Genomic DNA, 23,356 nt, shown 5'->3' on the forward strand with positions numbered 1-23,356 from the left:
ACTATTATATCATATCAGATTTGTTATTCAAGATGACAAATTTGACAAAAAGAAAAAAAGTATGACAAAATCATACTTTTTAATACGTTCTTACTGGTAGAACTAATTGAATAATATCTTCTTTTTCAAAGTCCTTAATAATAAATGGTTTCATTTCTCCAGTAAATAAAACTCTTACCTTATCTCCATTAATACTCTTAATTGCATCATTTAAATATTTAGCACTAAAAGAAATACTTAAAGGGCTTCCTTTATAAAAAGCTTTAGAAAGATTTTCTTCTACAGAGCCTATTTCTTGTGAATAAGATGATAACATAACTTGATCTTCATCCATTGATAACTTAATTATATTCGTTTGTTCATTAGATAATAATGAAGCTCTATCTATAGAATTTAATAGACTAACACTATCAATAGTCATCGAATAATCAAATTCATTAGGAATCAAACGACTTGTATCAGGATATGAACCATCAATTAATCTTGTTTGAATTAATACTGAATCAAAAATAAATAATACTTTACGATCTGATACATACATATCTATGAGTTCATCTTTTTCAATAATACGACTAATTTCAATTAAACTCTTTTTAGGAATAATAATATTAAACGAAACATCTGACTCTATATTTAAAATACGTTTTGCTAAACGATAACTATCAGTTGCTATGCATTCTAAAACATGATTTTTAGCTTTAAAATTAACTCCTGTCAATACTGGTCTCGTTTCTTTTTCACTTGTTGCAAAAGATGTTTGTTCAATAGCAGCTTTAATATCAGTAGATTTCATTTGTAAATTAACACCAGATTTATTTAAATCTATTCTAGGATAATCTATGTATGATGTTCCATTTAAATCAAATCGAGAACTTGCCCCCTCAATTCTTGTAAGTGTTCCATCTACTATATAAATATGAACTTCATCAGAATCAATCTTTTTAATAATTTCTAAAATATATCTTGAAGACAAAACAACAGATCCTTTTTCAATAATTTCAATATTCTCACGAATTGTTGTTTGAATTGTTATATCACTATCACTACCAGTTAATATTAATTCATCATCTTTGAGATCAAATTTTATTCCTGTTAATACCGGTAAAGGACTTTTCATAGAAACAGCTCTAGAAACTTTTGCTAAAGCATTAAGTAATTCTATTCTTTTTATTTTAAAATTCATCTTTTTTCTCCTTTATATTTATTATTATTTAAATAATATCATAATAATAATACTGTGCACAATATGCATATCTTAAAAAAACATTCTTTTTATCGTTGTTTTTCTAAAAATACATGGTGAATAATTTGTGGATAAATGTGCATAACACTATGTGAGTTTCTTTTTAATATCCTCAACTGCCTTACGATAACCCATATCTTTTTGGATTTTATTTTCTACTTTTTTACAGGCTTTCATGACAGTAGAATGATCTCTACCACCAAATTCATGTCCTATTTGTATGAAGGAAATATCTTTGATTAAAGTTCTAACTAAATACATGGCAATATGTCTTGCAATAATTGTATTGGAAGTACGAGATTTAGAATTAATTTGAGTGACTGTTAAATGATAATAATCAGCAACACATTTTTTTATATTTGCTACAGTTAATTCTTTCTTTTGAACTGGTTGTGTATATGTATCACTAAATGCTTCTAAAGCAAATTCTAAATCTATTTCATTATATTTTTTACCACAAATTAATTTATAGAATAGTAATCTCTTTAGACTTCCTTCTAGTTCTCTAACATCAGTATTGAAATGAGATGCAATAAAGTCTAAGACTTCTTCAGTAATTGGATAATCAACATTCTCTATTTCTATCTTTTTTCTTAAGATAGCTTTTGATGTTTCAAATTCAGGAGTATCAATACTTACAGTTAAACCAGAAGAAAAACGGCTAACTAAGCGACTTTCCATTCCTTTTAGTTCACGTGGCGGTTTATCTGAAGTAATAACAATTTGTTTTTTATTACTTATTAAACTGTTAAATATGTTAAAAAAGATTTCACTAGATGATTCTTTTGTTGCCATAAATTGAATATCATCTATAAGTAAAATATCAATATGTCTAAACTTATAATTAAATTCTTCAATTGTATGATTTGCTAATGATTGAATATATTCATTAACAAAGTTCTCACTTGTTGTAAATAATACTTTTGTTGTAGGATTTTTGCTTTTAGCATAATTCCCAATGGCATTTAATAAATGAGTCTTTCCCAGTCCAGAATTACTGTGAATAAATAAAGGACTATAAGATATACCTGGTTTCATAGCTACAGCTAAACATGCGCCTTTAGCTAATCTATTACTATTTCCTACGACAAAATTTTCAAATGTTAAATCGGGATTAAGATTATCTTCAAAGTTTAATAATACCTTCTTCTTAGATGTTAATTTATTATAATCTTCTTCTGTTATAAGTGTTAAATGATAACGACCATTGGTTAAAGTATTATAAATTTCTTCTAAATTCACAAGATATGTTGAAACAAAATCTAAGCTCCATTGTGTATCAATTGTGATTGTAACATCATTATCAACAATATCTCTTACTTGTAATGTTGTGAAGAAAGAATCAAAACTAATCTTATCAATATTGAATTCATCAAGTTTACTTTGAAAGATATTAAGAGTCTTTTGCCAATCTATGTCAAGATTATTCACATATTCACCTTCTTTCATTAAACATTATAGATGAAATTGTGCATAAAATGAAGAACAAAAAATAAATGCACAACTTATTCACATAGTTATGCACATCAAAAAGTGTTGATTATACGATATTTTTTTGGTTATACACAAATTTATGTATTGTGCATTTGTGCATAAATAATTATGCACTGTGAGTAATTGTGCATTTATTTTAAGACACAAGTCTATTCATAAGTTATTCTCTTTCTTGTTCACAATGAAAATATAGATGATATATAGTTCTTTAGATAGTTATCCACAATTGTGCATAAACATTTTCACAATGTGTATGATAAGTGAATATAGATTTAAGCTCACTAAATATATATGCATAAATTTAAATTTTATTCCTATCAATGTGCATAAAAACACTTGTTGAATCTAAGAATTTTCATTATTTTCATTGACTTATAAGGGTAAAACTCATATAATAATGGGGCATATGTTACTGTGTATAAAAAATTTATAGATTTTGGAGGTGTAATTAATGAAAAGAACATATCAACCAAATAAGAGAAAAAGATCAAAAACTCATGGTTTTAGAGCTAGAATGGCAACAGTAGGCGGAAAGAAAGTACTTGCTCGTCGCCGTCAAAGAGGAAGAAAAGTATTATCTGCCTAACGAAAATTCCACTTTAATGTGGTTTTTTTTCTAAAAAAATATGAAAAAAGAATATCGAATTAAGAGAAATGAAGACTTTCAGACAATTATTCATAAGAAAAATTCAGTCGCAAATAGTAAATTTGTCATATATTATCTTAAAAATAATTGTCATATGAGAGTAGGAATCTCTGTTAGTAAAAAGTTAGGTAATGCTGTTGTTCGTAATAAAACAAAAAGACAAGTGAGAATGATGATACAGGAAGTTTTTGAAAAAGATCAAAAAAAGGATTTTATTGTCATAGTGAGACAAAAATTTTTAAAGAGTTCATATCAGGACAATATTAAAGATTTAAAATTTCTCTATAACAAAATAAATAAAAGGATGGAAAAATAAAAATGTATTTAGATCAACGTACAAAGAAATTTTTAAAGGTATTTGCACTATTGGCCTTTGTATTTGTATTAACGGGATGTGGTCAGAATTTAGATTCAAAAGGTCAACTATTACCAGATCGTGCTATTAATGCGGCAACGCCATGGAGTTTAGAAGCAGGATTCTTTGATTTTATTTTAACAATACCAATTGCTAAGGGAATTTTATTTATTAGTGATACATTTGGTAATGTTGCTTGGGGAGTAGTTGGTATGACAATATTCATTAACTTACTAATCTTGCCAATTATGATTAAATCAACTGTTTCTACACAAAAGATGCAGATGTTACAACCAGAAATGGAAAGAATTCAAAGAAAGTATGCAGGACGTAAAGATCAAGCTTCACAAATGAGACAGTCAGCTGAGATTCAAGCTTTATACAAAAAACATGATGTCAGCATGATGAGTTCATTTACAACTTTCTTAACATTGCCAATTATGTTGGCTATGTGGCAAGGGGTACAAAGAATTGAAATTTTATATACTTCTCGTTTATTTGGATTAGAATTAGGGTTAACACCGATGTCTCAAATTACAAGTGGGCATTGGCAATATATATTCATTGTAGCTATTGTAGGTATTACACAATACTTAGCAATTGAAATCAATAATATTATGTTAAAAAGAAATCCACGTTATAAAGTATCTAAACAACAACAATCAATGAAAACAATGAATATTGTTATGACAGCAATGATTGTTTGGTTTGCATTATCAATGCCAACTGCAATGTCATTATATTGGATTACAACAAGTTTAGTCACAATTATTAGAACAATTTATATTCAAATTTATCACATTGAAAAGAAAAGAGAAAAATAAGGACGGACATAACAATGAAAACATATGAAGGAAAAAATGTTGATGAAGTTATCCAACATGCATGTCTAGATTTAGGTATAACTCCAGATCAATTAAATTATGAAATTATTGAAGAGAAAAAAGGATTGTTTTCTAAAAAAGTTGTTATTGAATGTTATACAGAAGATATGGTCCAAGAATATTTGGAAGATTTTATTAGAAAGATTCTTATAGACATGGAGTTTACTGTTGAGACAGTATCATATATCCAAAATGGACGTATTTATTGCAATATTAATACTGATAATAATTCTATTTTAATTGGCAAGAATGGTGTTATTTTAAGAGCATTAAATTTTATAGCAAAGAATGCTATTCAAAATCAATTTAAGAAAAGAATTGAAATTAGTGTTGATATCAATGGATATAAGGAAAATAGATATAAGAAAGTAGCTTCTATGGCGAAACGTCTTGGTAAACAGGTTTTAAGGTCAAAAGTTGATGTTAAACTTGATCCATTACCAGCTGATGAAAGAAAAGTAATTCATCAAGTAATTTCTGAAATGGGTCATCTTAAAACTCAAAGTCAAGGTGAAGGAAAAAATAGATTTATTACAATTTCATATGTAGACTAAAGGAATAACTCATTGAGCTATTCCTTTTCTTTGCGTTGATGTAATTTTAATAAAACAAATCTTGCTATTGGTTGCGCAATCAGTAATTCTACAGCAAACGATATCGCAAAATTTCTAGGCCATTTATAGAAAAACATATAAATAGGTTCCATAGAAATATGTCTTGTACCTATCCAAGTTCCAATCACTGTTAATAAAATAGACATTAAAAAGACAGTACATAAAATATTAATAATAATATGTGAATGAAAACTATCATTTTGCTCTACAATCCTATTTGTTAATGTTTCAGCAGGGATATAAGTGATGAGTACAATAATGATAACACTAATCCAAATTATAGGTAATATACTAAGTACATCTTTATAAACATTTAAGTAAAAACCTGCTTCAAAACAAGTAATCAGTGGAGCTATGATATTAACAGATATAAGAGATATCACCCCCATAAATAAAATAAATTCCTTTTTGTTTCTTGGTAATTTCATATAAAATTCCATTGAATTTCCTCCTTCTTTTGTAAAAAAACAACCCAATATCAAATGATATTGAGCTGATTTCTTCTACGCTAATTTCTATATTATTATAAAAAAATTAAAAAATAATTTCAAGTAAAAATGAAAGCATAATAATTGAAAAAGATGAAAAAAGGTATTATAGTCAACTAAGAAAGAAGGAATAAGATATGTTAAAAGAAGGACAAATTGTTTACTATTTGATGAATGGTTACGTGATGCCAGGAAAAGTTATGGATATAGAAAAATTAGAAAATGATTATGAGTTTAGTATTGAAGGTTACGCTGGATGTTCAGGTCCACATAGAATTTCATCACGACAAATTCATATGAATATCTTTTTAGATGAAAAGGAAGCTCAGCAATATAAAGATAATCCACAAATGTATTTGCCATCATATTGTTAAAGAAGTAGTTTATTAAGATTTTTTTTAATAATTTGTATTTATCAGATAAAATAGATAAGAATTGAAAACAATGTCTCGATATCTGTCTCATTGCAAATATATTTCATCATAGAAAATATATGTTTGCAATCATATTTTGGACAAAATAAAAATTACAATACAATCCATAGATATTCTTGAAAGATATTGATATACTATAGAAAAGTAGGTGAAAAAAATGAAAAAAAGTTCATATTTAATCAAACCAGCTTCATCATTATGTAATATGAATTGTCAATATTGTTTTTATAGTGATGTATCTCATTTAAGAAAAATTTATTCTAAGGGTATTATGAGCAAAGATACAGTTAATATATTGATAGAAAAAGCATTACAAGATGCTGATGAGATAACATTTGCATTTCAAGGTGGTGAACCCACTGTCGCAGGTTTGGATTATTTTCAGTATTTTGTTGAAAAAGTAAAACAGTATCAAAAAAAACATATCATTCATTATGTCATACAAACAAATGGCTATTGCTTAGATGATGAATGGATTTCATTTTTTAAGGAACATGATTTTTTAGTAGGAATTTCATTAGATGGTAATCAAATGATACATGATAAAATGCGAAAAAAAGGCAATCATCCAACTTTTGATATAATTTCTGATCATATAAAAAAAATACAAGATCATCATATTCAATATAATATATTAACTGTTATAACATCTCAGATGATTCAGCATGTCAATGACATATATGAATACTATAAAAAAGAAGGATTTCAATATATACAATTTATACCATGCTTACCTGAACTTGATTATTCAACAGATGGTTATTCATTAACACCACAATTATTTTATGAATTTTATCATCAATTATTTTCATTATGGTACGAAGATTTAAAAAAAGGACAATATATATCTATTTCTTTTTTTGAAGATTTATTAATGATATTTCAAGGTCAATATCCTAGAACATGTGGTATGTTAGGTCAATGCCACATTCAATTGATTATAGAAGGAGATGGTTCTATTTATCCATGTGATTTTTATGCTTTAGATGAATATTGCCTCGGTAATATTCATCACCAAACAATTGAAGAGTTAAGACAATCAATACAAGGAAAAAATTTTTTACAACAGCAAAAAAGATATTCCAAACTGTGCCATCAATGTCAATTTAAGAATATCTGTCATGGACAATGTAAAAGAATGAATATTGTTTATTTTGATGATAGCTACTGTGGTTATCAAGCTTTCTTACAAGAAACATATCAATTATTTTATCAAATAGGACAAGGAAAAATAGGATAAAAACTTATCCTATTTTTGTATAGAGTGATAATTCCCATTCACAATAAATGCTAATTCAGCTAATAAAATTTCAATAAAAACAAACATGATTGTTTGATTATCTAAAAATGATGATGTTGAAGCATTCTCAATAGATGGTAATAAAATATGATAATGAGTTTTTTTCATTAAATCAGTTTCTGCACATGTGACTACAATTGTTGTCACACCATTTTTAGAAACATTTTTAATTAAGTTATAATATTGAATATCAACAGCACGTGTTGTAAATATCAATACAACATCACCTTTCGTTAAACTCTCAAGCATTTGATCCATCAATATAGCATCTGTAATGGCTTCTGCATCAAAACCAATTTTAGTAAATCGATAACGTAATTGTAAAGCAGATAGCCCAGTTCTATTTTTACCTAATATTTTCACGTGTCTTGCATTAGAAAGAACTTTCGCAATTATTTTAACATCTTTTAAATCAATAAAATCATTAATTTGTTTAATATAACCAGCATAAAGAGATGTAATGGAACGAGCTATATCCATATTCTCATTTTCAATTTCTCTAACACCAGAAATAATATAACGAGATAATTCAAATTTAAATTCAGCAAAACCAGAGTAGCCAATTTTTTTACTAAAGCGAATAATAGCTGCTTTTGATGTGGAAATTTCATCAGCTAATGTTTCTATATTATCTCTCACAACAAGGGCAGGATTTTTTTTAATCCACTCATATATAATTTTTTCACTTTTCGTATAGGAATTTTTATAACAATCTAAACGATCAAATGGGTTCATAAAGTACCTCCAATATTTTTTACATATACTTATCATACTAAAATTATGAAATAAAGTCAAAAAAATGAAAATTATTTTAAAATAAAATAAAAATTATAAAAAAAGTTTCAAAAATGTATTGAAAACATTTTCAAAATGAGTATAATATAATTGAAACAAGTTTCAATATCATATGTATACATTTGAAAAAACTTTCAGGAGAGGAAAAGGAAAATGCAAAAATTTATGGCAATCTTGGAATCTAAGCTTATGCCTATAGGTGTAAAGCTTGGTAACAACAGATATCTCAAAGCTATCAACAAAAGTTTCATGTTAATTTTACCATTAACGATTTTCGGTTCAATGTTTACTTTAATTTCAAGTTTTCCAATTACTGCTTGGACAGATTGGTTAGCCCAAACTGGACTTGCAACTTGGTTAGCTTTACCATCAAAATTAACAATTGATTTAATTTCTATTTACACTGTTGTTTCATTAGGGTATGCTTTTACAAAAGAGGAAGGATATGATGGTTTTGCAGGTGGATTAACGGCTTTAGCTTCATTTATTATTGTCACACCATTACTTCAAATCACAACAAATCAAGATACTGTTGTAACAGCAGTTGGTTTTGATTGGTTAGGAGCTAGAGGTTTATTTGTTGCGATGTTTGTTGGTTGTATTTCATCATTATTGTTTATTTTCTTTAATAAGAGGGGTTGGACTATTAAGATGCCAGAAGGTGTTCCACCTATGGTTACACAATCATTTAGTTCATTAATTCCTATGTTTCTAGTTGGAACTATTTTCTTAGTTATTGCCTATTTATTCAGTTTAACATCATATGGAAGTTTACATAGTCTCATTTATACATTTATTGCTGCACCTTTACAAAAAGTAGGGGGAAGTTTTGGAGGTATGATTGTCTTTACATTAGCACTTCATGTTTTATGGTTCTTTGGTTTACATGGTGGAAATATTGTTAATTCAATCAGTAATCCGTTCTTAATGCCACTTGCATTAGAAAATTTAGCTGTTTATCAAGCAGGTGGAGTTCCTGAACATATCTATACAACAGCATTTAAGAATACATATCAATTTGGTGGTGCAGGTATGACAATTTCATTATGTATATTAATGATATTTATTGCCAAATCAGAAAGATTTAAAACTTTAGGTAAATTAGCATTACCAGCCAATATTTTCTATATTAATGAACCAGTTACATTTGGTACACCATTGGTATTAAATACAACATTAGTGATTCCATTTGTTTTATCTCCATTAATTATTCAAGTATTAGCTTATGGTTTAACAGTTATAGGTGTATTACCTGTTTTAATTGGATATCAGATTCCATGGTCAATGCCACCTATTATAAGTGGATTTATTCAAGGTGGATGGAGAGTCGCTTTATATCAAGTTTTCAGTATAGTCTTAACATTTGCAATATACTATCCATTCTTTAAAGTTTGTGATAAACAAGCTTGTTTAGAAGAATCAGAATTAAAAGAAAACGTTTAGGAGGGTTTTTATGAGTCAAAAACCAAATATTGTGTTATTTGTAGCTGATCAAATGAGATGTGATTCATTACATCATATGGGAAATGAGGCATCAGTTACACCAAATTTAGATAACATTCTAGAAGAGGGAATTTCTTTTGAGAATGCGTATTGTCAAAATCCAGTATGTGTTCCATCAAGATGTAGTTTCTTGACAGGATTATATCCACATACAACTGGACATCGTACAATGCATTATTTACAAAGACATGAAGATGAACCAAATATCTTAAAAGAAATGAAGGACAATGGATATGAAGTGATTTGGATTGGACGTAATGATGTTGTACCAGGGGATAAGGCAAAAACAATTTATTGTGATGAATATTATGATGGTGTTTCTTTTGAAAATAAAAGAGATAGTACAAATAATCAATTTACACCACAAGGAACATCTAGAGAAATTACAGAAGAAGATATAAAAGATGATAATTTCTATTCTTTCTATATTGGTAAATTAAAAGATGGTAATGGATATGGAAAACAAGACTGGAACTGTATCCAGAGTGCTTTAGAGTATATTGATAGAAAAAGTCAAAATCCTGATAGTAAGCCATTCTTCTTATATTGTACGATATCATTCCCGCATCCTCCCTATGCGTGTGAAGATCCATGGTATTCAATGATAGATAGAAGTCTTGTTCCTACAAGACGTCCTTCAATCGCTACTTTAAAAGATCGTGCAAGTATGTTATATGGCATTGAATCTAAACAAAATCTTCAAAACTGGAGTGAAGAAAGATTTACAGAATTACGTGCAACCTACCTAGCAATGGTATCACGTTTTGATCATCAGTTTGGAATGATTTGTGATAAATTAAAAGAACATGATTTCTATGACAATACAAATATCTTTGTCTATAGTGATCATGGTGATTATACTGGGGATTATAATATTACTGAAAAAGTTCAGAACTGTTTTGAAAATCCAATCAGTAATATTCCTTTATTGATTAAACCATCAAAACATTTTGAAGTGAAACCAAGAAAAACAAAAGCTTTGGCAGAATTATTAGATTTACCTGCAACAATCGCTGATATGTGTAATATAGAGTTATCATATACTCAGTTTGGAAAATCATTGGTACATGTTTTATCTGGTGATGAAGAACATAAAGATGCTGTTTTCTGTGAAGGTGGCCGTATTCATGGAGAAGTTCAAGCAATGGAAAAAGGGCATGGTCCAACGTCACCATATTGGCCAAGATTAAGCACGCAGTCAAGTGAAGGTCCAGAACATACCAAAGCATTAATGTGTAGAATGGGAAATTTAAAATATACAATAAGATTGTATGAAAAAGATGAATTGTATGATTTAGAAAAAGATCCATTAGAATTAAATAATGTTGTTGATCTTCCAGAATATCAAGATATTATAATGAAGTTTAAAGAACGAATTCTCTATTATTATATGGAAACTGCAGATTTTGTTCCTCAAGGAAGAGATCAAAGATAATTATTGAGCAATATTTGGTTGAATAATATAAGAAATAATCTAAATAAAGATTATTTCTTTTCTTTTGGAATAGAATAAATTTCTTTGTATTTATCCTATAAAATTGAGACAAATCTGAGAAAAGTCAAATGTAATTTCATGATATAATAGACATGTTGTCAGTTCCTCCTTGAAAGGAGGTGAGAGCATTGTTGAATGAGATTTTTATCTCTATAATCACTTCTGTCATAGCAGGTATTATTTTGTATTATATCTGCAAATGGCTTGACAAAAAGTGAAAACTGATGATAAGCATAGAAAACCCAAGGGGCCAATCCCTTGGGTTTTCACTTGAGAACATTGTCTCGATTCTTATCTCTTTGCAAATATATTCTAGCATAGAATAAAAGGTATTGCAATATTATTTTATGACAAGATAGTGATAATCATTCATAAAAATATAAATAAATAGATATTTTATAAAGATATTGTTATACTATAAAAGAAGTAGGTGAAAAAAATGAATGATGATATTATTGTTGCAATAGCAACATCTCGTTTAGAAGCCGCTATATCTATTATTAGATTAAGTGGTAAGAATTCTATTGCATTTGTCCAACAATTCTTTACAGGAAAGATTCTTGATAAAGATAGTCATACAATTACATATGGTTATATCAAAGATAATAATGAAAAAATTGATGAGGTTTTAGTAAATATTTATCGTGGAAAAAAGACATTTACTGGTGAAGAAATGGTTGAAATTAATTGTCATGGTGGCGTGTATATTACCCAAAAAGTCTTAAATCTTTGTTTAAAAAAAGGAGCGAGAATGGCTGAACGTGGTGAATTTTCAAAACGTGCATTCTTAAATGGTCGTATTGATTTATCACAAGCTGAGGCCATTAGTGATTTAATTACAGCTAAAAATGATTATGCAACTTCTTTAGCATTAAATGGGATTCAAGGACATATTAGCCATTTTATTGAAGATTTACGAGAAGACTTAATCCAAATTATTACTCAAATAGAAGTCAACATAGACTATCCCGAATATGATGATGTTGAAGAATTAACTGCTGATTCATTACTCCCAAGAAGTGAATTATTACGACATAAGATGAAACGAATTATTGAATCATCAAAAAATGTTCATTTATTAAAAGATGGTATATCTACAGTTATTATAGGTAAACCTAATGTTGGAAAATCTAGTTTGCTAAATGCTTTGCTTAATGAAGAAAAAGCAATTGTGACTGATATTGCTGGTACAACAAGAGATGTTGTAGAAGGAACAATTCGTTTAGATAATCTTATCTTAAATATGATTGATACAGCAGGTATTAGAGAAACAGATGATATTGTTGAAAATATAGGTGTTCATAAATCAAAAGAATTAATCCATAAAGCAGATTTAGTGATTTTAGTGATTGATGGTTCTCAACCTTTAACACAAGAAGACAAAGAATTAATAGAATTATCACAAGATACTCAAAGAATTATTGTTATAAATAAGAAAGATCAAGGGCAAATCAATTATATAGATGGTATCCCTATTAGTGCTAAAGATAATGATATTGAGCCTTTAATTGAAAAAATCAAATCAATGTTTGAATTAGGACAAATTACATCTGGGCAAGATGATATTCTTGCTAATGCCAGACAAATTCAATTATTAGAACAAGCAAGTCAGTCATTAAATAATGCTATTGAAGCAATGAAAAACCAAATTCCAACTGATTTAATTGTGACTGATTTATATGAAAGTTGGGAAAACTTAAAAGAAATATTAGGAGAAAGAGCAAAAGAAGATTTATTAGATGAATTATTCAAACGCTTTTGTATAGGTAAATAAGATGGGAAAGTATCATTTTTTATCAGAAAGATTTTATAAGTTTTTTAGATATTTAAGAGTTGTAGGACTTATCAGTTTGGTTATCTTTTTAGGGGTTACTGCATTTAATCGAGGAAACCCAACGCTTTCAATCATTAGTTATGTTTTTATGTTAATTATGTTTGCATGTTTATTTGAATGTATTGTTCTATATGTATTACATATTATTTTAAAGAATAAATAAGATATATGTTATAATGAGGTTAACAAGGGGTTAGTCTCATTTTCTATTTGAAGGGAGGAATCTTTAATGACAAAAGAACACCACTGTGGGAGAAATATTTTCTTTATAGTATTGGGTATTATCGTCATTTTCTATATTGTTTTGAATAATTTATATATGAATTCTAACTACGACCCTTTAACATCAAGTTATATAGGAGCCATTATGCCATTGCAAATCGATGATTCAACTTCTATGACTTGTGAGAGAGAAACAAATATTGATGTGAATTATAATTTATTAGTTAAAGATAAATATACTTTAACTAATAATAGTTCTCAAAGAAAAAAATTAAAACTCTATTATCCAAGATATGGAAATGATATGGAAGAAAGAATGAATATTGCAGATATATTGTTAAATAATCAATTTATTGATTATCGTATTATAGTAAGTGGCATGTATATTGGGACAGATATTGAGCTTAATGAATCAAGCCAAGAATATTTCAATCATATAAAATCAACACATAATCAAGTATTATTAAAAGAATTAGAGGAATATCTAAATCAAAAAGTTTATGTTTATGAATTTATTAATATACGTTATCCAAAGGTAGAAGAAAGCAGTTTTATGAAAATCGAATATACCAATAATCCTAAAATATGGGTAGATAGAATAAGCAAATCAAATGATGAGAGCCATCAAAATAAATCCTATACTATACAATTAAATGAAGAATATCACCAACGAACACCTAGGCTTATTTCTACAGAAAAATTAGAAAATATGAAATTAATAGGATATCAGTATAATCATGAAGAAATTGATCCAAGTATATCTGCTGAAGTTAAAGAATACAAAACAAATCTAAAAGAAGCCATTACTCTGTGTATTAATGATTATATTGATCAATCTAATAATAGGGAAAAAAATATATTGGATAAATCCTCTATTTGTCAAAGTTACTTTAAACAAGAAGAAAAATCTTTTAAGATAAATCATTCAATAGATGAATTGTATATAGAAAACATTCTATCAAATAATATTTATTATAAATATTATAATGAAATAGATATACCCGCTCAATCATCAATAACAATGCAATATAACTATGAATTATATGGAACAAAAGTTTATAATGAAGAAGAGAAAGGTCTTTTTCATTATATGAGTGATTATTTAACTGATTTGGAAATAACAAAACAAAAAGTCATTCTTAATGTAGAAAGTAATCATGAGATAGAAGATAATGATATGGGATTTGTTTTAAAGAAAAAAATTCAAGAAAAAGAAATGAATATAAATCAAGAAAAATATTTTGTGAAATTAAAAGAAAAGTAATGTGGCTTACCCACATTACTTTTTAAATGCTGTTCCAAAATGAAGAGCAATATAAGCTAATTCATGTTCATTAAATGATTTATGATAGTGTTTTTCAACAACTGAATTAAAGATTTGTGCACATTTATACTCAGTTTGATGTTGTGATTGAATTTGGTCTTTTAATGGATTATTTGTAAGTTGTTGATCGTTTTGAAGTCTATCTAATGCAGGATAGAAATGTAATGTCATACCTGTATAAAATTCTTTCTTTTTTCTTAAATCATAATCAAGTTCTTCTTTAATACATTGAATTGTTTCATTAATAATATCTTCCATTTCATCATCACATAAATCAAATTCACAATTAAAATCAATATCTAATAAGTTAATATTTGCTAAATACATAGTTGTATAACTTGTTTGGTTGTCATCAATTGTGATATCAAATTGTTTTTCAAGATTTTTTATAATTTCTTGTGCTGCTGGATAATATTCATGCTCTTTTAAGTGATTAATCTGACTTTCACTTGTAGGAATATATGTTCCATTTAATTCCCTTGAAACACATAAAGATAAATGAATGATTAAGTTATCAAATGATGACTCAGATACTTGAATATGATGTTTTTCAATCATAGATTTTACAATCTCTTCAATAATTTCTTTTCTATTTTCATATTGACTATCTAATTCTATAACCATACTTCCTTACCTCGCTTTTCATATAATATATTATTTGTCATTAAATGTCCATAATAAATATTACTTTTTTGTAAACGTTATCTTTATATCCAAATATTCACAATTTGTGAGAAGTCTCATAGGAAATCCCCAAGATCCATATCCACTTGTTACAATTAAAGAAAAGTCTTCTTTCTGTAAAATACCATTAGCATTATCATATATCAATGCGGTTGCTAATGTCATGGGAAATATTTGTCCCCCATGAGTATGACCTGATAACTGTAAATCAGCAATATCCTTAACATCTTGATATCTTTTTGGATTATGATCTAAAACAATTGTTGGGAGTGATGTATCCATTCCTTTTGTTATTTCATCAATTGAAAGTGAATCATGATTAATAACATCTTCTCTCCCTACTATATTAATGAAACCATCAATACATACATACTTTTCATTCAATAATTTAATATTATGTTTTTCATATATTGATTGATCTAGAATATTTGCATAATGTTCATGATTGCCATTCACAGCATAGATTCCATATGTTGTTTTGATTTTTGATAAAGAATTCATAACATCATTAATCATTTCAATAGGTGTTGTTTCATCAAATAAATCACCAATTAGAAAAACAAAGTCATACTGTTCTTGATTAATTTTCTTTACAAAATTTTGAATATCTTGTAAATATGTTCCTGTCCCAATATGCATATCACTCACAGCAGCAATTTTTAATGAAGAAAGTGTTGATTCTTTATGAATCATAATATCATAAGATTTTTTTGTTTTATCATAATGAGTCGCATATCCAAAACTCGTGATTATCATACCAATCACACCAACAATAATCAACATTTTTCGTTTAGGTAATTTATGTAAAAAATACATAACTCCTTGATATATAGCAAATAAAATCATTGTAATAAATACAGTTAATATATAGAATTGAGCTATAAGAGTTAATATAAAAAATAATTGATGATAAGGATGAATAAAGATTTTAATGGAAATTATAATGAGTGATAGTAAAGTGATGCAGCTTATCATTATTTTATGTGAATATTTTAAATGTTTAAATACATAAAGAAAATATAAAAAAGGTGCTATAATAATAAAGAGAAACATAAGAATAAAAAATATCTTCATAGTTATACCTCATTTCTTGGTAACAAGTATATCACAAATCAATAAAAAATAAAGGTTGCTTTCATATAAGTGTTGTGATAGTATTAAGTCAAGATAGAGGCGCAAGAGTTATGAATTCTTTTATAATAGATGCAACTAAAAAGAAAGAGGAACAATTGCCGAAGGTGTAATGGTTTGCATGTCATTATGTCCTGGGGGTATGGAGAATATCTATGCCACTGTCACTTTAAGATATTAAAGTGGGGTGCTATTGCGTTAATATACTCTTATTGATTGCAATGGTATCATTGCAATTTTTTGTTTATAGAAAGAAGGCGAATATATGGAAAGAAATTTAGTGACACATGTAGAATGCAATAATCAAATTATTCAAGTAAAATTATTGAATGTTGAAAAAAATTCATTATTTGTAAGTAATATTTTTAAAGAAATTTCTAAGATGGGTGTGAATATTGATATGATTTCACAAGTTATGTTAGAAGATGAAATGAGAATTGATTTTACTTGTAATCAAGAAGATCAAGAAAAATTAAACCTTGCTTTAGAGAATGTAAAAAAAATACATCCTAGAATAATGATTTATCAGAATCGTAATGTTGCTAAGATAATGGTTGAGGGTGAAGGTATGAAAGATGAGGTTGGAGTAGCGGCCCAAATTTTTGAAATATTAGGTAAACAGCAAATTCCTTTCATGCAAGTCACAACATCAGAAATTTCTATTTCATATGTGATACCTAAGGAATTATTAGATTTAGCAGTTTCAAAGATTAAAGAGACATATCAATTATAAGGAGGATATATATTATGGAACCAATTTTTGAAGGAAGTGCTGTGGCACTTGTATTACCTATGCTTGATGATGGAAGTTTAGATTTTGAAGGATTTAAAAGACAAGTTCAAAGAATGATTGATGGTGGTGTTCAAGCTTTATTAGTCAATGGAACAACTGGAGAAACACCAACAATTACTATTGAAGAAGAATTTGAATTAACAAAGATAGTTATGGAAATGGCTAAAGGAACTGATATTAAGGTCATTGCTGGAGCTGGATCTAATGATACAGCTACAGCTTTAAAGAAAGCAGAATTTGCTAAGGAAATTGGAGCAGATGCAATACTTGTTGTGACACCATATTATAATAAAACAAGTCAAAGAGGTCTTATTGATCATTATACTTATATTGCTGATAGAGTTGATATTCCAATGATTATTTATAATGTACCAGGTCGTACAGGAATGAATATTTCTGTTGATACAGTTGTAGAACTTGCTAAGCATAAGAATATTAAAGCGATGAAAGATGCTACTGATAATATTGCTTATGCTATGGATGTATTATCAAAGACAAAAGATTTAGATTTTGATATGTATAGTGGTTGTGATGATAATATTTTGCCATTTATTGCTGCTGGAGGTAAAGGTGTTATTTCTGTATTATCTAATGTTTATCCTAAAGAAACAGAAATGTTTGCACAAGCTGCATTACATGGTGATATGAAACTTGCAAGAGCAATGGCATACGATTTCAATGATGTAAGTAAATACTTATTTGTAGATGTGAATCCAATTATGCCTAAGGTTGCTTTGGCAAAAATGGGAGTATGTGGAGAAATGGTAAGAAGACCATTGATTCCTACAACTGATGCCAATAAGAAATTATTATTTGATGCTATGAAAAAATTTGAAGAAAAGGGTTATTAATATGAATATCATTGTATATGGTTATGGTTTAATGGGGCAAAAGGTTGCTCAGGCTGTGAGAAACAATGACAAGATGAATCTTGTTGGAGTTGTTTCTCCTGTCTTTAATGAGAAAATTGTAGAAAATATGTATGAATCGTTACAGGAAGTTCATGAGAAAGTAGATGCTATTATTGATTTCTCTCATCCTAATAATTTAGATGATATATTGAAATTTGGAATTAAGAATCATTGTGCTTTGGTTATAGCAACAACTGGTTTTAATGATCAGCAAAAATTACGTATTGAAGAAGCCTCTTCACAAATTCCTATATTTCAATCATATAATACATCATTTGGTGTATCTATGCTGACAAAGATTGTTAAAGAAGTTGCTAAGGAGTTTTATGATCAAGGATATGATATAGAAATTATTGAAAAACATCATAATCAAAAGATTGATGCTCCTAGTGGAACTGCAAAACTTCTTTATGATGTGATTCATGAAGATATTGATGAAACAAAAGAAGTGTATGATCGTAGTCAAGTTCATCATAAACGTGAAAAGAGTGAAATTGGTATACAATCTGTTCGCGCTGGGACTATTTTTGGGGAACATACTGTATTATTTGCAGGACATGATGAAATTATTGAAGTAAAACATACTGCTTTATCTAAGGAGGTCTTTGTTCAAGGGGCAATCTCAGCATGTGAGGCTATTATAGATAAAGATAACGGATTATTTACTTTAAAAAATTTATATTAAAGGGGAAGAGGAATGGTTTTACAAACAGAATTTGCACAAATTAGAAACAATACATTGTACATAGATGATGTGAATGCAATGGATTTGGTTAAAAAATATGGAACACCACTTTATGTTATGAGTGAAGGACATATTCGTCATCAGATGAATGAATTAAAAACAAAATTTTTAGATAAATATGATAACGTTTTACCACTATTTGCATCTAAATCATTTAGTTGTTTAGAAATTTATAAATTAGCGAAAGAATATGAAATTGGAATAGATTGTGTAAGTGCAGGAGAAATATCAATTGCTTTAAAAGCAGGGTTTGATCCACATAAGATTTATTTCCACGGAAATAACAAATTACCATCTGAAATAGAGTATGCAATATCTTATGATGTAGATCATTTTGTAATTGATAACTTTCATGAAATTGAATTAGTTGAAAAAATAGCATCACAATTAGATAAAACAATCTATGCAACAGTTAGAGTTGTTCCTGAAATTAAAGCAGGAGGACATGGATTTATTCAAACAGGTCATAAGGATACAAAGTTTGGATTTAGTGCTAGACATGGTATATATTTAGATGCCATTCAAAAAATTGTTGAATCAACACATATTCAATTTGAAGGTATACATTGTCATATAGGATCTCAAGTTTTTGATTTGTATGCGTATATTAGTGCAATGAAAAGATTTGTTGGATTTGCGTATGAAATTTATGATAAATTGGGAGTTATGGTTACAAAGATTAATGCTGGTGGTGGTTATGGAATTGCTTATACAAAGAAAGATGAACCACTAGATTTTGAAGTCATTACAACAGAAATTATGAAAACAATTAAAGAAGGATATGATGCTCGAGGTTGGGAAATGCCAATGGTATTAGTAGAACCAGGACGTTATGTTGTAGGAAATGCAGGTATTACACTTTATACAATAGGAACAGTGAAAGAAATTCCAGATGTGCGTACATATGTTAGTATTGATGGAGGAATGACAGATAATATTAGAACATGTTTGTATGATTCTGATTATGAAGGTGTGATTGTAAATAAAGTGGAGGAGCCAAGAGATACAAAAGTCACTGTTGCTGGTAAAATTTGTGAATCTGGTGATATTGTGGTTAAAGAGGTTATGGTAGCAAAACCTGAATCAGGAGATATCTTTGCTCAATTCTCTACAGGAGCATATCATTATTCAATGGCTTCTAATTATAATCAATTACCAAAACCTGCAGTTGTCTTTACATATCAAGGAAAATCTAAGTTGGTTATTAGAAGACAGACTTTTGATGATTTAACTTATTATGATGTAGAAGAAGATTATTAATAGAGAAAAATGATGTAAAGTGATATGTGTAAGTAAAAATAAGTTTTTAAAAGGGCGAAAGTCCTTTTTTTGTCACAAAAATTATTTTTAATAACATATTTTTGAATAATATTAGATAATTTGTGACATTTTTTATTAGAAAATGATATAATAACAGAAAGGGAAGGAGAATATAAATGAAGAAATTATTAAAGGGATTATTAGTTGTTTTCATGGGAGTAAGTATTGTTGCGTGTAGTGGTAAAAATAATGATTTGACAATTGAATGGGGAAAAGAAAATAAATTAGCTGATATTATTTCTTTCCAAGTAGAGACTGCTAGTCAGACACAGCAAATTACACCTGATGTTATTGGTACATACTATAAGTATTATAAACCACAGACATCAACAAATGTATTATTAGATGTTGTTTTACAAGTAACAAATTTAAAGAAAGAGGAATTAAAATTATCTACAGCTATTAGTAGTCAATTTTTAATAGATGATAAGGAGTATAAAGGTCATAATATTTCTATTAGTGAAGATGGTCAATCTATTCTTCAAGGTGCTACTTTAGCTGCTGAGGAGACAAAAAAGGTTCATTTCTATACTGAAATTGATCCTACTGTCTTAGATAAAGAGATTGCTTTTAAACTCGCTAGTACAGATAAAGACAATGAACAGGCTGCAGTTATGACATTTAAGTTAAGTGATGTTGAAAGTCATTATGAAAGTAAGAAGTTGAAGAATGTTATTACATTTGATGGTAAGGCAGAAGTTACATTGGAATCAAAGGATGTTGCAAAAAAGATAGAACCTGCCAAACCTACAGGATTATATACATATTATAAAGTTAAGGCAGATACAAATCGTTTTGTGATTATGAAAACAAAAATAAAGAATATATCTGATAAAGAATTAAAAGCATCCCAAGTAATGAGTGCGGTTTTAGTAGATAAGGATAATCATGAGTATCCATGTAATATGTTCTTTGAAAAAGCTGATCAAAGCAATTTATCAGCAGCAAGTTCAGCAACATTAGAAGCAGGGAAAGATGGAACAGTTTATTTTGTATTTGAAGTAAGTGAAAGTATTGCAAATGAAGAAAATACAATAAGAATATCTCAAATGGGTAAAGTTTATACATTAAAGATTTAAGAAGAGTTCTTGCTCTTCTTTTTCCTTTTATTGTATAAAATATTGAATTATGTTCATACTTAATTACGAGGTGAATATAAATGAAGAAATTTGTTTTTATATTATTAGCTGGGATGTTATGTATAAGTGTTCATGCCAAAAGTCAAGAACCACAATATAAAATTATAGCTCATTCAAATCAAGAATCAGATATTCAAAAATTGTATCAAATAAAAGATCAATTATTAAAGGATTATAAAATTTGGGTTAAAGGTGTTGATAATAAGGATCAAGTTCTAGCTGATCATCAGAGTGATTATCATGCGACTTATAAACAAGGGGTTTATATGATTGTATTGGGTGATGGTAAAGGAAAATCTTTAAGTGGTGAATTAAAAGTGAATTATTGTGATTCTACTGAAGATATTGAAACTAAATCACTTTTATTTGATTGGTTATTTTAATATTGAATTCATAATTGAAGCAGATAATACAGTTATGGAGGTTGTCTTATGAAAACAATATATACGAATGGAAATATCATAACTTTAGAGAATATAAGTGGTAATGCTTTAGTTGAAGAAAATGGTAAGATTATAGGTATTGGAGATTATCAGAATCTATATGAAGAAAATATGAAAGTTGTTGATTTAAAAGGGTCAACATTAATGCCAGCATTTATAGATGCACATAGCCATTTAAGTGGTTATGCTATGAACTATTTACAGGTTGCATTAGATGATTGTCAAAGTATAGAAGATATTCAGGAAACGATTCGTGCATATATACAAGATAATCATCAAGAAGATCAATTCATAAATTGTAAGGGATATAATCAGGAGAATCTTAAAGAGAAACAACATATAACAAAACAACAATTAGATTCTATTTCATCAACAATTCCTATAGTTATACAACACTATACGGGACATTGTGGCGTTATGAATAGTGCTGCTTTACATAGATTAAATATAACAAAAGATACAAAATCACCATCAGGGGGATATATTGATTATGATCAAGGATTCTTAGAAGAAAATGCATATACTTTTTATATTCAAAGAATTCCTATGCCATCTTTAAAAGAATTAAAAAAAGCATATCGACAAGCACAATATCAATATGCAAGTTATGGTATAACAACATTACAAGATGGCATGATAGTAGATGAGTTAAAAGATATATATCAAGTACTTATTGATTCAAATGACTTCTTTTTAGATGTTGTTGGTTATCCAGGATTTGAATCTCATCAATTTATAAAAACATTTAAAGATTATCAAAAGGTTTATCACCATCATTTTAAAATTGGCGGATATAAAACTTTTTTGGATGGATCTCCACAAAATAAAACAGCATGGACTATTGATCCATATGTTGATGGAACATATGGATATCCAACCTTAACAGATGAACAATTACATAATTATCTTTTAAAGGCTATTCAAGAGGATATGCAGATATTAGTACATTGTAATGGTGATCAGGCAATTCAACATTATATAAATGAATATCAAAAAGTTCATCAACAGGATATTCGACCAGTAATTATTCATGCACAAATGATGAGACCCGCACAAATGCAACAAGCAAAAAAATTGGGTATGATTCCTTCGTTCTTTCTTGCACATGTTTATTATTTTGGAGATATTCATAGAAGAAATATGGGAGAGTTAAGAGCTCAGACAATTAGTCCACTACATTCTGCTTTAAAATATAAGCTTCTTTTTACAATGCATACTGATGCACCCGTTATACAACCTAATATGATTGAAACTATTCATGTTGCTGTGAATAGACAAACACAGAGTGGATTAACTCTAGGTAAAGAGGAATGTATTGAACCAATAGATGCATTAAAAGCATTAACTATAAATGCTGCTTATCAATATCATGAGGAAAATCATAAAGGAACATTAAAAGTAGGTAAAAATGCTGATTTTGTTATTTTAAGTGATAATCCATTGACTATTAATAAAAATAGTATAAAGAATATACAAGTTCTTATGACAATTAAAGATGGACATATTGTATATGAAAAAGAATAACTTAAGTTTAACTAAGTTATTCTTTTTCTTTTATT

General features: G+C 28.0%; 25 protein-coding genes and 1 riboswitch. Of the genes, 19 read left to right on the forward strand and 6 right to left on the reverse strand.

What is annotated here, in order from left to right; translation table 11 throughout:
- Positions 1 to 79: 79 nt before the first annotated feature.
- Both dnaN and dnaA read right to left on the reverse strand, forming a co-directional pair.
- Positions 80 to 1,183 carry a DNA polymerase III subunit beta gene (dnaN, locus tag BN350_RS05030; protein ID WP_028042611.1) on the reverse strand — a complete coding sequence of 368 codons (1,104 nt, stop codon included), beginning with the start codon at positions 1,181 to 1,183 and terminating at the stop codon, positions 80 to 82.
- A gap of 147 nt (positions 1,184 to 1,330) precedes the next feature.
- A complete protein-coding gene (dnaA, locus tag BN350_RS05035) occupies positions 1,331 to 2,674 on the reverse strand; it encodes a chromosomal replication initiator protein DnaA (protein ID WP_028042612.1) in 1,344 nt (447 codons plus the stop codon).
- A 514-nt stretch (positions 2,675 to 3,188) separates the two neighbouring features.
- Here dnaA and rpmH point away from each other — a divergent pair.
- Genes rpmH through BN350_RS05055 form a run of 4 tightly spaced genes read left to right on the forward strand, consistent with a single transcriptional unit; the run spans position 3,189 to position 5,176 of the window.
- Positions 3,189 to 3,323 carry a 50S ribosomal protein L34 gene (rpmH, locus tag BN350_RS05040; RefSeq protein ID WP_028042613.1) on the forward strand — a complete coding sequence of 45 codons (135 nt, stop codon included), beginning with the start codon at positions 3,189 to 3,191 and terminating at the stop codon, positions 3,321 to 3,323.
- Between the two features lie 40 nt (positions 3,324 to 3,363).
- Positions 3,364 to 3,699 (forward strand): ribonuclease P protein component, encoded by a 336-nt coding sequence (rnpA, locus tag BN350_RS05045; RefSeq protein ID WP_028042614.1) that lies wholly within the window; start codon positions 3,364 to 3,366, stop codon positions 3,697 to 3,699.
- A gap of 2 nt (positions 3,700 to 3,701) precedes the next feature.
- Entirely contained in the window at positions 3,702 to 4,562 is an 861-nt protein-coding gene (yidC, locus tag BN350_RS05050) for a YidC/Oxa1 family membrane protein insertase (RefSeq protein WP_028042615.1), read from the forward strand.
- A 14-nt stretch (positions 4,563 to 4,576) separates the two neighbouring features.
- Positions 4,577 to 5,176: a Jag family protein gene (locus BN350_RS05055; RefSeq protein WP_028042616.1), complete on the forward strand. Its 600-nt coding sequence runs from the start codon at positions 4,577 to 4,579 to the stop codon at positions 5,174 to 5,176.
- A gap of 17 nt (positions 5,177 to 5,193) precedes the next feature.
- On the opposite strand, the gene BN350_RS05060 is transcribed toward BN350_RS05055, so the two are convergent.
- Positions 5,194 to 5,676, reverse strand: coding sequence for a DUF2798 domain-containing protein (locus BN350_RS05060; RefSeq protein WP_028042617.1), 483 nt, complete (start codon positions 5,674 to 5,676; stop codon positions 5,194 to 5,196).
- 185 nt (positions 5,677 to 5,861) lie between these two features.
- Between BN350_RS05060 and BN350_RS05065 the strand changes: the two genes are divergently transcribed.
- Together BN350_RS05065 and BN350_RS05070 are read left to right on the forward strand one after the other, a co-directional pair.
- Positions 5,862 to 6,098, forward strand: coding sequence for a hypothetical protein (locus BN350_RS05065; protein WP_028042618.1), 237 nt, complete (start codon positions 5,862 to 5,864; stop codon positions 6,096 to 6,098).
- A 217-nt stretch (positions 6,099 to 6,315) separates the two neighbouring features.
- Positions 6,316 to 7,398 (forward strand): radical SAM/SPASM domain-containing protein, encoded by a 1,083-nt coding sequence (locus tag BN350_RS05070; protein ID WP_028042619.1) that lies wholly within the window; start codon positions 6,316 to 6,318, stop codon positions 7,396 to 7,398.
- A 9-nt stretch (positions 7,399 to 7,407) separates the two neighbouring features.
- Here the strand turns inward: BN350_RS05070 and BN350_RS18510 are convergent, their stop codons facing one another.
- Complete coding sequence (locus BN350_RS18510; RefSeq protein WP_044600127.1) at positions 7,408 to 8,193, reverse strand: MurR/RpiR family transcriptional regulator; 786 nt, start codon at positions 8,191 to 8,193, stop codon at positions 7,408 to 7,410.
- Positions 8,194 to 8,406: 213 nt separating this feature from the next.
- Between BN350_RS18510 and BN350_RS05080 the strand changes: the two genes are divergently transcribed.
- The 6 genes from BN350_RS05080 (at position 8,407) to BN350_RS05100 (ending at position 14,571) form a co-directional block, all read left to right on the forward strand.
- A complete protein-coding gene (locus tag BN350_RS05080; protein ID WP_028042620.1) occupies positions 8,407 to 9,696 on the forward strand; it encodes a PTS sugar transporter subunit IIC in 1,290 nt (429 codons plus the stop codon).
- A gap of 10 nt (positions 9,697 to 9,706) precedes the next feature.
- Positions 9,707 to 11,191, forward strand: coding sequence for a sulfatase family protein (locus BN350_RS05085; protein WP_028042621.1), 1,485 nt, complete (start codon positions 9,707 to 9,709; stop codon positions 11,189 to 11,191).
- A 179-nt stretch (positions 11,192 to 11,370) separates the two neighbouring features.
- Complete coding sequence (locus BN350_RS21820) at positions 11,371 to 11,469, forward strand: type I toxin-antitoxin system Fst family toxin (RefSeq protein WP_147573524.1); 99 nt, start codon at positions 11,371 to 11,373, stop codon at positions 11,467 to 11,469.
- A gap of 221 nt (positions 11,470 to 11,690) precedes the next feature.
- Positions 11,691 to 13,025 carry a tRNA uridine-5-carboxymethylaminomethyl(34) synthesis GTPase MnmE gene (gene mnmE / locus BN350_RS05090; protein ID WP_028042622.1) on the forward strand — a complete coding sequence of 445 codons (1,335 nt, stop codon included), beginning with the start codon at positions 11,691 to 11,693 and terminating at the stop codon, positions 13,023 to 13,025.
- 1 nt (position 13,026) lies between these two features.
- On the forward strand, positions 13,027 to 13,248 hold the full coding sequence (locus BN350_RS05095; protein ID WP_028042623.1) for a hypothetical protein: 222 nt from the start codon (positions 13,027 to 13,029) through the stop codon (positions 13,246 to 13,248).
- A gap of 66 nt (positions 13,249 to 13,314) precedes the next feature.
- Positions 13,315 to 14,571, forward strand: a complete 1,257-nt coding sequence (locus BN350_RS05100) for a hypothetical protein (RefSeq protein WP_028042624.1) — start codon at positions 13,315 to 13,317, stop codon at positions 14,569 to 14,571.
- A 15-nt stretch (positions 14,572 to 14,586) separates the two neighbouring features.
- Here BN350_RS05100 and BN350_RS05105 read toward each other — a convergent pair whose 3' ends face one another.
- Positions 14,587 to 15,255 (reverse strand): BglG family transcription antiterminator, encoded by a 669-nt coding sequence (locus tag BN350_RS05105; protein ID WP_028042625.1) that lies wholly within the window; start codon positions 15,253 to 15,255, stop codon positions 14,587 to 14,589.
- A 60-nt stretch (positions 15,256 to 15,315) separates the two neighbouring features.
- Entirely contained in the window at positions 15,316 to 16,131 is an 816-nt protein-coding gene (locus BN350_RS05110; protein ID WP_231385234.1) for a metallophosphoesterase, read from the reverse strand.
- A gap of 344 nt (positions 16,132 to 16,475) precedes the next feature.
- A riboswitch (Lysine riboswitch) is annotated at positions 16,476 to 16,647 on the forward strand.
- Between the two features lie 64 nt (positions 16,648 to 16,711).
- Between BN350_RS05110 and BN350_RS05115 the strand changes: the two genes are divergently transcribed.
- From BN350_RS05115 to BN350_RS05145, 7 genes are all read left to right on the forward strand, one after another.
- The gene (locus BN350_RS05115; protein ID WP_028042627.1) at positions 16,712 to 17,179 is read left to right on the forward strand and encodes an ACT domain-containing protein; all 468 of its coding nucleotides are present in this window, start codon (positions 16,712 to 16,714) and stop codon (positions 17,177 to 17,179) included.
- Positions 17,180 to 17,193: 14 nt separating this feature from the next.
- Entirely contained in the window at positions 17,194 to 18,090 is an 897-nt protein-coding gene (dapA, locus tag BN350_RS05120; RefSeq protein ID WP_028042628.1) for a 4-hydroxy-tetrahydrodipicolinate synthase, read from the forward strand.
- Position 18,091: 1 nt separating this feature from the next.
- The gene (dapB, locus tag BN350_RS05125; RefSeq protein ID WP_028042629.1) at positions 18,092 to 18,835 is read left to right on the forward strand and encodes a 4-hydroxy-tetrahydrodipicolinate reductase; all 744 of its coding nucleotides are present in this window, start codon (positions 18,092 to 18,094) and stop codon (positions 18,833 to 18,835) included.
- 12 nt (positions 18,836 to 18,847) lie between these two features.
- A complete protein-coding gene (gene lysA, locus BN350_RS05130) occupies positions 18,848 to 20,155 on the forward strand; it encodes a diaminopimelate decarboxylase (RefSeq protein WP_028042630.1) in 1,308 nt (435 codons plus the stop codon).
- A 176-nt stretch (positions 20,156 to 20,331) separates the two neighbouring features.
- Positions 20,332 to 21,294, forward strand: coding sequence for a DUF4352 domain-containing protein (locus BN350_RS05135; protein WP_028042631.1), 963 nt, complete (start codon positions 20,332 to 20,334; stop codon positions 21,292 to 21,294).
- Positions 21,295 to 21,374: 80 nt separating this feature from the next.
- On the forward strand, positions 21,375 to 21,737 hold the full coding sequence (locus BN350_RS05140) for a hypothetical protein (protein ID WP_028042632.1): 363 nt from the start codon (positions 21,375 to 21,377) through the stop codon (positions 21,735 to 21,737).
- 48 nt (positions 21,738 to 21,785) lie between these two features.
- Positions 21,786 to 23,321 (forward strand): amidohydrolase, encoded by a 1,536-nt coding sequence (locus BN350_RS05145; protein ID WP_028042633.1) that lies wholly within the window; start codon positions 21,786 to 21,788, stop codon positions 23,319 to 23,321.
- Positions 23,322 to 23,356: the final 35 nt, after the last annotated feature.

Source organism: Candidatus Stoquefichus massiliensis AP9, from assembly GCF_000455285.1.
In the GTDB taxonomy this organism is placed as follows: domain Bacteria; phylum Bacillota_I; class Bacilli_A; order Erysipelotrichales; family Coprobacillaceae; genus Stoquefichus; species Stoquefichus massiliensis.